Here is a 12,724-nt window from a genome sequence, read left to right as displayed (position 1 = left end):
TACTGCTCTAAAATGCCTCATAAAGTACCAAAGATTTCGGAAATTACTCCTTTAGATTTAACAAATTTAGAGGACTGCAGTGAAGAATCAGTATATGCTCCCGGTCATATTCAGCCCCACGGAATACTTTTATTGTTGCAAGAAAAAACGCTCAATATTTTACAAGTAAGTGACAATGTAGAAGTGTTTTTTGGCATTGCTGTCGCAGAATTGCTAGGTCAGCCATTGCCATGGCTATTTGGTCACGAGCAAGTACAAGAAATGGTCAGGTATCTCAATCAAGAAAAGCTCAAGATTCATAATAGTTTTAATCTGAAAATACCTCTAAAAGACGGAAAAATTCAAAGTTTTAGAAGCACAGTGCATCAGCGACCCGATGAGTTGATTCTGGAACTAGAGCCCCAATTGACTATTGAAAATAATCATGCAATGGATTTTTATCAGCGTCTGCAAACAGTTATCCTCAACTTTCGCACTGCGCTCGGTCTTTCTGATTTAGCTCAAACCATTGCTAGAGAAGTAAAAGCCATGACAGGGTTCGATCGCGTTATGATTTATCGGTTTGAAGCCGATGAGCATGGGGTGGTGATTGCTGAAGAGAAAGAAAGCTATCTAGAAAGCTACTTGGGATTGCATTACCCGGCGATCGATATTCCCGTACCCGCCCGCAAATTGTTTTACAGCAATTGGGTGCGCCAAATTCCCAATATCAATTACACCCCGGCCCGCCTAATTCCCACCAACCATCCCCTAACCAATACACCCCAGGATCTCAGTGCTTGTGTGTTAAGGGGAGTATCTCCCTACCACATTGAATATTTGCAGAATATGGGAGTGGCTGGGACACTGACGATTTCGTTAATTGACGATCGGCGTCTCTGGGGATTAATTGCCTGTCACCATTACAGCCCGCGATTGGTAGATTACGAAACTCGCAAAAGCTGTGAATTTTTAGGACAATTTGCCTCGATCGAACTGGTGCATCAGCAAGAGCGAGAATTGAACGTTTACCGATCGCAGGCGAAAACTATTCAGGATAAACTTCAGCAGGCATTCCGGCGGGATTCTAATTTTATCGAACAGGTATTGACCGAAAATGCTTCTCAATTGCTAGATTTAGTTCATGCTCAGGGAGCTGCAATTGAGCTCGATGGTCGTCTGACATTGGTGGGTGAAACACCATCTGAAGCTGAGGTAGACGAACTCGTGCAGTGGTTGCTGCAACAGAACAAAGAACGAGTGTTTGCAACAGCTTCTTTGTCTCAGTTGTATCCCCAAGCCAAGCAATTCAAAGAGCGAGCTAGCGGTGTTTTAGCAATCTCAATCTTCCTATGCTATGCCAAACAAAAGTCATATCATATCCTTTGGTTCCGACCCGAACAAATTCAAACGATAAACTGGGCAGGTAATCCACAGGATGCTGTGTCGATCGACGAAATTGGAAAAATGCACCTGTGTCCCCGCAGATCCTTTGAACGGTGGCAAGAGACAGTGCGCCAGATGTCTTATCCGTGGCAGATTGCAGAGTTAGAAGCTGCTGCCGAAATGAGACATATCCTCATGCTGGCGGTGTTAGAATTTTCGCAAGCAGCCCTAGAACACGCTGCTGAAAGGGCCGCTATAGCCAACCGTGCCAAAAGCCAGTTCCTTGCCAACATGAGCCACGAGCTCAGAACGCCACTCAACGCGATTCTGGGATTTACCCAGCTTATGAACCGCAGCCCCTATATCCCAGAAGAATTTCAAGAGCATTTAGGGATCATTACCCGTAGTGGAGAACACTTGCTGACATTGATCGACGATGTTTTGCAAATGTCTAGGATTGAAGCAGGGCAATTGGTACTGAGTAAAAGCTGTTTTAATCTGCATCGACTGCTAGGTTCTATTAACGAGATGTTTACCATCAAAGCGCCTGAGAAAGGGTTACATCTGAGCAGCGAGTGGGATGCTACTGTCCCCCGTTATGTGTGTGGCGATCAAGCAAAACTTCGCCAAATCTTGATTAATCTGCTGGGGAACGCGCTCAAATTTACAACAACAGGAAGCATAGCCCTACGTGGACGAGCTTTTTCATTAGATGATATGCCATCCGGTACAAATTGCGATCGCGCCACTAATCCACCCGATATTAAACCAACTATTACCTTGTGTCTCGAAGTTGAGGATACCGGGCCTGGCATTTCTCCCTCAGATTTAGAATCAATTTTTGAGGCTTTCATGCAAACCAATCGCGGTTGCCACGATCGAGGAACAGGTTTAGGACTGTCTATCAGTCGTGAGTTTGCGCGTCTGATGGGAGGGGATATCACCGTGCGAAGCACCCTGAATCGAGGCTCGACTTTTACCTGCCAAGTCGTTTTGGAACTACCAGAGTCGGTTGATTTAGATGAACCTGAAATTAGCGATCGGATTATCGGGATCGAACCTGGGCAACCTATCTACCGAATTCTAGTAGTAGAAGATGTTCTAGAAAATCGGCAACTGCTGGTGACGCTGCTGGAGTCAGTTGGGTTTGATGTGTGTGCGGTGGAAAATGGGGTAGAGGCGATCGATCGTTGGCAAACATGGCACCCTGACTTGATTTTGATGGACATTCAAATGCCTGTCATGGATGGTTATGAAGCGACGAGACAGATTCGAGCACAACAGTCATTAGTCATGAGTCATGAGTCATCAGCAGATAACTCAGGGCAAATGTCACAGGACAGAAGACAAATTACACGCATAATTGCCCTCACTGCCTATGCTTTTGAGGACGATCGCACCGCCAGCCTGGAAGTCGGTTGCGATGACTACATTGCCAAGCCGTTTACTGAAGACACACTTTTCGACAAGATAGCTCATCACTTGGGCGTCCGCTACTGCTACGCCGAAAAAGTTCAGTCAGACTCATCAGCTTCGCCACCAAAGATATTGACTCCAGACTTGAAAACCATGCCCCCCAAGTGGATTGCAGAAGTTCATGAAGCAGCACTCGATCTTAGTGATAATAAGCTTTATGAACTTATCGCTCAAATTCCCAAGGAGAAACAAGATTTCATCGCGGCGATGACATCTCTGGTAGATAACTTTCAGCTTGAAGCGATCGCAACTCTCACCCAGATTTAGGAATAAGAACATGACAGCTTTATTCAAACTTGCGGCCCAAACGAATATTCTCATCGTGGATGATACCCCAGACAATCTACGCTTGTTAGCCAAAATTCTAGAGTCACAGGGCTATATTGTGCGTAAAGCCCTCAACGGCAGAATGGCACTCCAAGGTGTTCATCGCGACCCACCGAGTCTAATTTTACTTGACATCAATATGCCGGAAATGAATGGGTATGAAGTCTGCCAAAAGTTAAAAGCATCGGAAGCGAGTGCTCAGATACCGGTTATTTTTATCAGTGCCCTCGAACGACTAGAAAACAAGGTACGAGCCTTTGAACTCGGTGGCGTAGACTATATTACCAAACCCTTTCAAGAACAGGAAGTGCTGATGCGAGTAAAAAATCAATTACTCATCCAACAGCAACGCCAACAACTGCTAGAACAAAATCAACGTTTAGAACATGAAATCCAAGAACGTCTGAGGGCAGAAGCAGAAGTAAGACAGCTATCCGTGACCGATGAATTAACGGGATTATATAACCGACGGGGCTTTTTTTTACTAGCAGAGCAACAACTAAAAATTGCGAGGCGCACGCAAACATCTTATTTTATTTTGTTCGCTGACTTAGATGGTTTGAAAAAAATTAACGACACTTTAGGACACGAAATGGGAGACCGAGTAATCGTGGACGCAGCTCAAATATTGAAACAAACCTTTCGTGAGGCGGATATTGTAGCTCGACTGGGAGGAGATGAATTTGCTTTATTCATTCCTAACTTTTCGGGGGATTCATCTACTAATTTCCATGCTCGGCTGCAAGAAAATATAGATCGCTTTAATCAACAGTCCGAGCGAGCTTATATATCAATAAGTCTTGGTGTGCAGTTTGGGGATTTAAATAATGAAGTTTTATTAGAACAATTGCTGGCAAAGGCTGATAAACTGATGTACGAGCATAAACGCACCAAACGCTGTTTCAATCCTCAACCTTTCTTTTGAGAACACCGATATCGGAGCGTCATAAGCAGTATTTATTAAACGTGAGTTCAACCGAGAAAGAGTAAACTGAAAACAAGATCGGGAAACAGCTTGCAGACTTTAGCCCCTGGGCCAGAAAACACGATGCAGTACAGCTCATCACACCTAAAACTGAGAGGGTGACAACCGCGTTAAAAGCTCTCTCTGTATTAGGTTAAGGGTGTGTGCGAGCAAAAAATTTCGTAGCTATTGAACATTTGCTAGTTGAAATTGAGATGAATTTTAGATTCAGCGGACTTATGTAAAGTATTGTAGGATTAAATTGGCGATCGTTCTGGCTGTTCGCCATTAAAATTAAGAGAGAGTATTTATGCAAATTGTGCTGGCTGCCTTAGACGATAGTTTAGTTAGAGCCTGGGAAAGCACTTGCGGCAGTATGGAAAATGTAAAGATACATCACGGTTCAATATTTGATGTGAAATGCGATGCTATTGTTAGTCCGGGGAATAGTTTTGGTTTCATGGACGACGGCTTAGAGTTAGAAATTTCGGAATATTTTGGAGGGCAGGTTCTTGAACGCTTGCAAAAAATAATTCAATCTCGACATCACGGCGAACTCTTAGTAGGCATGGCAGAAATTGTAGACACGGATCATGCAGAAATTCCCTATTTAATAGCTGCCCCAATTATGCGCGTTCCCACAGTTTTAAGAGAAACAGTAAATGTTTATCTAGCAACCCGCGCTATTTTGACTCTCGTAAAATTTGGCTCAGTCGCAGATGGAACTCCTGTCAAACATATAATTGAAACTATCGCTATTCCCGGCATGGGTACGGGAATGGGCAAAATGCCACCACATATCTGTGCCAATCAAATGAAAGTTGCGCTGGAAGATATCCTCTTATCTCAGTACGAATTTCCTCAATCTTTACTGCACGCTCAAAGATGTCACCATTTGTTATATACCGACGATCGCGAAGATTTGCAGTTGGCAAATTGAAATTATAAAATTTGCCCGTTTTATTGGGTTGAGAAACCAAGTTGATTGGTGTGTGTTGTTTTAGGTAGAGAGACTTATCATAAATTTAAGGAATGAGAATTAACAATACTTCGGACAGTTTTGGAACAGCGGCGCTCCGCGAGCAGAGCCAAAAACTCCCTGAGATTTTAACCGATAATCAAAAAAAAGGCACTTTTTACGTTAAGCTCAAAAAACACACGAACTTAAAAAAATGCCCGATGAATATTATAGAATCTATCTTACAACAAATGTCAGGGATTAGTCAATCCCAAAAAAAGTTTATGGTAATTTTATTTTCCACCATATTACTTGTTTATGGCAAAGTGAATTTTACCAATCTGAGCCGTTATAGTTCCTTGAGTGAAAAAACTTATCGTCGTCATTTTTTGAAAAAATTTAGTTTTAGTGAATTCCATCAATGTTTTATCAAGAAAGCATTGAATTCTGAGCGAACAATTATTGCTGCAATCGATTGTTCATTTATTAACAAAAGTGGCAAAAAGACTGAAGGTAAAGCTACATTTTATAATGGTGTAGCTGGCAGACCTGAAGAGGGATTAGAAATTTCTGTCATTTCTCTTGTCGAAGTTGAAACTCATTTATCTTATAGTGTGAGCGTACAACAAACGCCCTGGCGTCCTCCTACAGAACTACCCAAAAGTCCCCTAACTACTAAAGGGAAAAAAACTTCAAAAAAACAGACAAAAAAAGAGGCAGTTAAAAGCTCAACGCCTGAATTAACAAGAGTTGACGACTATGCCAAACATTTAAAAGAAACTCGTTTTATCTTGCCAGAATCTGTACGTTATTTGGTAGCTGACGGTTATTATTGTCGCGCCAAGTTCTGGGATGCTGTACGGGATTCAAATTTACATTTGATTAGCAAATTACGGTCTGATGCCAACTTGAATTACATCTATACAGGTGAAAAAAACAAAATAGGTGCCCCTCGCAAATATGATGGAAAAGTAGACTGTAACAAATTAAAAAACTTAACTTTTATCAAAGAAATCAAGCCGGGGGTTAAGCTTTATTCATTAGTAGTATGGAGTGTTTGTTTAAAATGTCAAATACGTTTAGCTTGTCTTCAAGAAGTTCAACCTAACGGTAAAATTAAAAATATTTTATTGTTCAGCACTGCTCTCGATCTGACAGGTGAGCAAATACTTGAGTATTATCGGGCTCGTTTTCAAATTGAATTTATTTTTCGTGATGCCAAACAATTTACAGGTTTATCCGATTGCCAATCTTGTAGTGGTCAACGCCTGGATTTTCATTTTAATGCCAGTCTGACTGCTTTAAACTTAGCCAAATATGAAGCTTATAATCGTCATTCATCTCCCGCTCCATTCGTGTTTTCGATGGCTTCTTATAAACGCCTTGAATTCAATAGGCATATACTTTACACCTTTATTGAGAAGTTAGATTTAGACCAGAATTTAATTTTAAATCACCCTAACCTTCCGTCAGTCCTATCCTATGGTACTCTCGCTGCTTAAAAACTGTCCGGAGTATTGAATTAAATAACTTCCACTCTTGAAAGTGGGATGGGCTCTTATAGCCCGTCATGAGTGGACGGGCTATAAGAGCCCATCCCACAATAACAATTAAAATTGTAAGTTATTTAATTCGCGATCCTAAGTGCGCTAAACCGTACCTGCAAGTTGGCGGTATCCTACAGACAAGAGAAACTTTGGTAGATATAATGTAATAGAACTGAGGTCATTCCAACTAGGTAAGCGCGGATACAAAAGTTGAGCGAGCTGGAACAAGAATTGCCTAGTTCTTATTAAATGCCAGAATTACTTCTGGCGCTAAACGTACAAAGTCTGTATAAAAAACCACAATTCAATCGGGCGCTACACATACAAAGTCTGCGTCCGGGGACTGTTAGTTTTGTGCAAAATGTTTGCTACCAAAGGAGAAGATTGATATGACAGATCCAAAAGTAACTGAGGAACCAGTTTTAGAGGCAACTCTCGAAACGACGGAGCTCGTCAAAAAAGAGATGCCCGACGCGACTGATGAGGCGATCGCAGAAACTGCGGCGCTGTTTGAAGCAATTAAAAAACGCGCCACCGCCGAAGTGCAAGCAGCGGGCGAACTCACCCGCGAAGCTTATTTAAAAGCTGTGAATAAGGCCTCCGGGGCGATCGAAGAAAATAAGGATCTCGCCCACGAGAGATTCACAGAAGCAGTCAAGCTGATTAAACAAGAAACTGAGAAAAATTGGCTGGTGGTAGATGCGATTAAAACGCGGGCGCAAGCGCAGGTGCAAGATGCAGGTGTTGTCAGTCGCGAAGCTTATTTGAAAGCAGTGCGACAAGCGCGAGAAGCGGTGGAACAAAATAAATTGATCGAACGCGATCGCATCGAACAAGCTGTTGACCACATTCACACGGAAGCTGAAAAGAATTGGCACCTTATTGTGAAGCAAATTGAGTCGATCGGCACTCGCTTGACGGATGCGGCTAAGTCTGCATGGAACTCGCTGACGGTGTTTTTTGACAAGAAGGATTAAACTCAGATATGAGACCATTTTAAAGAACAGGCAAGATGCCTGTTCCACAAAGATTGAATTTTCTTGTGGAACAGGCATCTTGGCTGTTCATAAAAGGTTTTGACACTAAGCGCTATAATCAAAAAGCATTATTTTTAGTCCATAACCCCCAACCATGAGAAGTTACTACTGCGGCGAACTGCGAAGCGAACACATCGGAGAGACTGTCACCCTTTACGGCTGGGTGGATCGCCGCCGCGATCATGGCGGGGTGATTTTTCTGGATGTGCGCGATCGATCGGGTATTGTGCAAATTGTTAGCGATCCTGAACGCACCCCCGATTCCTATCACGGGGCTGAGGCTTTACGCAGCGAATACGTGCTTAAAATTACGGGTAGAGTCAGCAGCCGCCCCGAAGATTCCCTCAACCCGAAATTGCCTACGGGTGAGGTGGAAATTTATGCTGACGAAATTGAGTTGTTGAATGCGGTTCGCAAACAGTTACCCTTTCAGGTGGCGACGGCGGATACCGAAAGCGTGCGGGAAGATTTGCGTCTGAAATATCGCTATTTGGACTTGCGGCGCGCTCGCATGAGTAGCAATTTGCAGCTTCGCCACCAAGTAGTCAAAGCGATGCGCCGCCACCTGGAAGATGTGGGAGGTTTTATTGAAGTTGAAACACCAATTTTAACGCGATCGACTCCTGAAGGTGCGAGAGATTATTTAGTGCCCAGCCGCGTCAATTTGGGCGAATGGTACGCTTTGCCGCAGTCGCCGCAGTTGTTCAAACAATTGTTAATGGTTTCGGGTTTGGACAGATATTATCAAATTGCCCGCTGTTTCCGCGATGAAGATTTGCGCGCCGACAGACAGCCGGAATTCACACAATTAGACATGGAAATGAGTTTCATGTCTTTAGAAGAAGTTATCGAATTAAACGAAGGTTTAGTCTGCCATATTTTCCAAAGTGTCAAAGGGGTAGAATTGCCTCGTCCTTTCCCGCGCTTGACTTACGCTGAAGCAATGGATCGCTACGGTAGCGATAAACCGGATACTCGCTTCGGTATGGAATTAGTCGATGTTTCCGATTTGATGAAAGATTCGGGATTTAAGGTATTTTCCGGGGCGGTTGCTGCGGGCGGAATTGTGAAAGTTTTGCCGATTCCGGGCGGGAATGATGCGATTTCTAACGTGCGGATTAAACCGGGCCCGAAAGGCGATTTGTTTAAGGAAGCCAGCGAAGCGGGTGCGAAGGGATTGGCTTACATCCGGGTGCGGGATAATGGCGAAATTGATACGATCGGCGCAATTAAGGATAATTTGACGGAAGCACAAAAACAGCAATTGCTCGATCGCACGGGCGCGCAACCAGGTCATTTGTTGTTATTCGCAGCCGCCGATGTGACAACTGTCAATAAGACTTTGGATAGATTGCGTTTGTTCGTGGGTAACGAATTGGGATTGATTGACAAAGATAAGATGAATCTGCTGTGGGTGACAGATTTCCCGATGTTTGAATGGAACGCTGATGAGAAGCGTTTGGAAGCATTGCATCACCCGTTTACTGCGCCGCATCCTGACGATATTAATGATTTGAAAACTGCGAGAGCTCAAGCTTACGATTTGGTGTTAAACGGTACAGAAATCGGCGGCGGTTCCCTGCGGATTTATCAGCGGGAAGTTCAGGAAAAGGTGTTTGAGGCGATCGGCTTATCGACTGAGGAAGCTTACAATAAGTTTGGCTTTTTGTTGGATGCGTTTGAGTATGGAACTCCGCCCCACGGAGGCATTGCTTACGGTTTGGATCGGTTGGTGATGCTGTTGGCTGGTGAGGAATCGATTCGGGATGTGATTGCGTTTCCGAAGACGCAGCAGGCGGGTTGTTTGCTGACGAATGCGCCGGCTGGGGTGGATGAGAAGCAGTTGAAGGAGTTGCAAGTGCGATCGACTTATACGCCGAAGTCATAAGGGCGATCGGGACTTAGGCAAAGCCGATGTGTCATGCTGAGAGAAGCGAAGCTTCACTAGACTGCGTTTTGTTCAGCATGACAGACACGATTCTGCGTCCAGGACTGTCATTGAGTCAAAACTTTGGCTGATACTGTATGCTAGAGTTACATTCCAGGTCTTTAGACTAAAAACGCTATAATTAGCATAATCGAAAATAGGTAAAAACGATGTCAACAGTTTATCGTTTAAAAGCCAGCGAAATCAATCATCATTTTTTAGAACAAATCAAGGCGACTTTTGGAGATAAAGAGATTGAAATAATTGTTTCTGAGTGTGATGAAACAGAATATCTTTTGAAATCCGAAGTCAACAAAAATAGACTTTTAAAAGCTATTGAAAATGTTAACGAGCGGCAAAATTTAGTTGAAGTTAACTTACAGAATTTGCAATGAGCAGAAGAATTGTTTTTGAATCTTCTGCTTTTGCAGATTTTAATGAATGGGCAAAATTAGACAAAAAGATTTATCGCAAAATTGTAGAATTGATTAAAGATATAGACCGCTCACCGTTTGAAGGATTGGGAAAACCTGAACCTCTGAAATACGAGTTAAGTGGTTTTTGGTCTAGGCGCATTGATAACGAACATCGTTTAGTTTACCAAGTTACAGATCGAGAAATTGCGATCGCGGCTTGTAAGTATCATTACACTGAATAGATGTGATTGCGTTTCCGAAGAGGCAGCAGGCGGGTTGTTTGCTGACAAATGCGCCGTCTGGTGTGGATGAGAAGCAGTTGAAGGAGTTGCAAGTGCGATCGACTTATACGCCCAAGTCATAAGGCGATCGGGACTTAGGCAAAGCCGATGTGTCATGCTGAGAGAAACGAAGCATCTCAGTTGAAATGCCTAAATCATAATTATGAAACACCTTGACAATTTAACCATTCATCGGTTCCGAGGCCTGCGAGATTTAACCTTGCAGGACTTGGGTCAAATCAACATATTGGTTGGTGGAAATAACTCAGGTAAAACCAGTGTTTTAGAGGCGATATCAACCTATTGTCGCCCCTTAGATCCCCTGGAATGGCTGAACACATCGTGGCGGCGAGAAATCAAATATTCTCGCAAGCCAAGACTGGAGGCACTACAATGGCTGTTTCCTCAAAATAAAGAAGAAGAACAATTGGATTTTTACCCAATGGAAACTCGTGTTTCTGGTAATGGTAAGTTTTTAGTGAGAGAGTCGAGGGCAATTTACCAAGAAATTGAGGGAGTGGAATTATCGGAAGATGACGAAAGTCAATCCTCAGACGATCTTGGATTTGATAATACTCTGCGAGGTGCAGAAATAGAGCTAAAAGCTATTATATCGGATTCACCAAATGAATTATCTGAATTTTTTGAAATTTGGGAAAATGAGCGTTTAACTAATCGGCGAATTCGCTCAGATGCAATGCTGTCAGTTGATACTGTGACACCTTTTTCTCACCGCATAGAACAGTCACAAGTTGGCTTGCTGTCAGAAGCTATTTTTCAGCGTTTTAAGCCGGAAGTGATTAATCTATTGCAAGTGATGGATTCAGGAATTATTGATTTAGTGATTCTCTCGCATGGCGGCAATCGTAGCAGTCTCTATATTGACCACAAACAAGTGGGAATTTCACCATTAAGTTCTTTTGGTGATGGAGTACGTCGCTTGCTCTTTATTGCTCTAACGCTGACAAAAGTCAGAGGTGGAGTTTTGCTAATTGATGAGATAGAAACAGCAATTCATACTGAAGCACTTCGCAGTTCATTTGCGTGGATTGTGCAGTGGTGCAAGCAAATGAATGTTCAGTTATTTGCAACTACTCACAGTTTAGAAACAGTTGATGCGATGTTGGATGCTAGCGATACGGAGACGGACTTAGTTCTTTATCGTTTAGAGAAACACGAGTCACAAACTAAAGCAGTTAGAATTGAACGGGAAAGATTGCAAAGATTGCGGGAGGATTTGGGTCAGGAGGTGCGCGTGTGAAATACGCCATTATTGGAGTAGAAGGGCCACACGATCAGGCCTTTACAGGCAAGGTTCTCAAGCTTTTGAATTTCAAAGATTTGCGGGAAGAGTTGAAAGGATTAGAGTCTCAGTTAGACCCCTTCTGGCGCAAGTTTATTCCCGTTTATCCCAAGAAAGGAAACTTGTACAAACGTCTTGATATGCCTTCTATTCTGTTTAATGATACTATCTCTGTAGCAATTTATGCAGGTGAAGGAAGCAATCTTGTGACTAATTTGGATGACATTTTATTCACAAATTATGAGTATCAGACAAACTTGGCAGCCTTCGGGATAGTTGCCGATTGCGACAAATCAACTCCCGATCGCATTGCGGAACCATATGCTAACAAATTCCGAAGTTATTTTCCTAATTTTCCCGCTCGCCCTGGTGTTGTAAATACTAATAGCCCGCGTACAGGAGTCTATGTTTTGCCAGATAACGCTTCGCCCGGTGTGTTGGATACTTTGCTGTGTGAGTGCGGACAGATAGCTTATCCCGCGTACATGGAGAAAGCTAGTTCTTATCTAAATGAGTTTTCTGAGTCAGATAGAAAATCTTTAAAGTGGAAAAATTTCGATCCCGAAAAAGCTTTAGTTGCTACTGTTGTCAGCGTTCTCAAACCTGGGAAGACTAATACAACAAGTATTGCTGATAATAATTGGGTCAGCGAACAGACAAAGCAGCAGGTTCCTGCTTTGGCAAATTTTATTGAGTTTTTGAGCCAACTTTTGGAATTGAGTTAAGGGACGATCGCACTTCTGGAATTCGTGCGATCGCCCTCAACAATTACTCTTTCCAGTAACGGGTTAAAATCCGAATTACCTCACCCGCGATAGGCGATGGTAGAGGCGGGCTCCATTCCCCAACTTCTGCAAAACCTAAAACGTGCAACAGATTAACAATGCTGTCTACCGCTTTGGGAACGCCACACAACAGCAAACGAATCGGTTGCTTACCTTGAGGTACGTCAGGAATTTCTTCCCGGAGTAGTTCGGGAACTGACTTTGGCTGTGATATCATAGACTTTGAATTACACGAATAGTGGAATTGCGATCGCCCTCAAGTTTTCCAGGCCAGGGGCGATCGCTTTTCCGTTTGTACATCCTGAGTCTAGTTCATTTTCTGCAATTAGTCAACTGTT

Annotated in this window: 11 protein-coding genes; 10 read left to right on the top strand and 1 reads right to left on the bottom strand. The window is 43.1% G+C overall.

All coding sequences use genetic code 11. The features are described from left to right. Positions 1-12: 12 nt before the first annotated feature. The 10 genes from QUB39_RS19725 (at position 13) to QUB39_RS19680 (ending at position 12,326) form a co-directional block, all read left to right on the top strand. A complete protein-coding gene (locus tag QUB39_RS19725) occupies positions 13-3,108 on the top strand; it encodes a response regulator (RefSeq protein ID WP_333211541.1) in 3,096 nt (1,031 codons plus the stop codon). 10 nt (positions 3,109-3,118) lie between these two features. Beyond that, entirely contained in the window at positions 3,119-4,093 is a 975-nt protein-coding gene (locus QUB39_RS19720; RefSeq protein WP_333211543.1) for a diguanylate cyclase, read from the top strand. Between the two features lie 349 nt (positions 4,094-4,442). Beyond that, positions 4,443-5,072: a macro domain-containing protein gene (locus tag QUB39_RS19715; protein ID WP_333056959.1), complete on the top strand. Its 630-nt coding sequence runs from the start codon at positions 4,443-4,445 to the stop codon at positions 5,070-5,072. Positions 5,073-5,164: 92 nt separating this feature from the next. After that, the gene (locus tag QUB39_RS19710) at positions 5,165-6,592 is read left to right on the top strand and encodes a transposase (protein ID WP_333485137.1); all 1,428 of its coding nucleotides are present in this window, start codon (positions 5,165-5,167) and stop codon (positions 6,590-6,592) included. Between the two features lie 434 nt (positions 6,593-7,026). Continuing rightward, positions 7,027-7,614 (top strand): hypothetical protein, encoded by a 588-nt coding sequence (locus tag QUB39_RS19705; protein ID WP_333056960.1) that lies wholly within the window; start codon positions 7,027-7,029, stop codon positions 7,612-7,614. Positions 7,615-7,768: 154 nt separating this feature from the next. After that, positions 7,769-9,562, top strand: a complete 1,794-nt coding sequence (gene aspS, locus QUB39_RS19700) for an aspartate--tRNA ligase (RefSeq protein WP_333212608.1) — start codon at positions 7,769-7,771, stop codon at positions 9,560-9,562. A gap of 209 nt (positions 9,563-9,771) precedes the next feature. Further along, a complete protein-coding gene (locus tag QUB39_RS19695; RefSeq protein ID WP_333056962.1) occupies positions 9,772-9,996 on the top strand; it encodes a hypothetical protein in 225 nt (74 codons plus the stop codon). Then, entirely contained in the window at positions 9,993-10,259 is a 267-nt protein-coding gene (locus tag QUB39_RS19690) for a Txe/YoeB family addiction module toxin (RefSeq protein WP_333056963.1), read from the top strand. Before QUB39_RS19695 ends, QUB39_RS19690 begins: the two co-directional genes overlap by 4 nt. A 202-nt stretch (positions 10,260-10,461) precedes the next feature. After that, positions 10,462-11,559, top strand: coding sequence for an AAA family ATPase (locus QUB39_RS19685; RefSeq protein ID WP_333056965.1), 1,098 nt, complete (start codon positions 10,462-10,464; stop codon positions 11,557-11,559). Further along, positions 11,556-12,326 (top strand): DUF3226 domain-containing protein, encoded by a 771-nt coding sequence (locus QUB39_RS19680; RefSeq protein WP_333056966.1) that lies wholly within the window; start codon positions 11,556-11,558, stop codon positions 12,324-12,326. Before QUB39_RS19685 ends, QUB39_RS19680 begins: the two co-directional genes overlap by 4 nt. Before the next feature lie 43 nt (positions 12,327-12,369). Here the strand turns inward: QUB39_RS19680 and QUB39_RS19675 are convergent, their stop codons facing one another. Beyond that, the gene (locus tag QUB39_RS19675) at positions 12,370-12,603 is read right to left on the bottom strand and encodes a hypothetical protein (RefSeq protein ID WP_190663608.1); all 234 of its coding nucleotides are present in this window, start codon (positions 12,601-12,603) and stop codon (positions 12,370-12,372) included. Positions 12,604-12,724: the final 121 nt, after the last annotated feature.

This window comes from Microcoleus sp. AT8-B5 (assembly GCF_036705565.1).
Classification (GTDB): Bacteria; Cyanobacteriota; Cyanobacteriia; order Cyanobacteriales; family Microcoleaceae; genus Microcoleus.
Note: the sequence above shows the minus strand (reverse complement) of the source record. Positions and strands in the feature narration are given on the sequence as shown.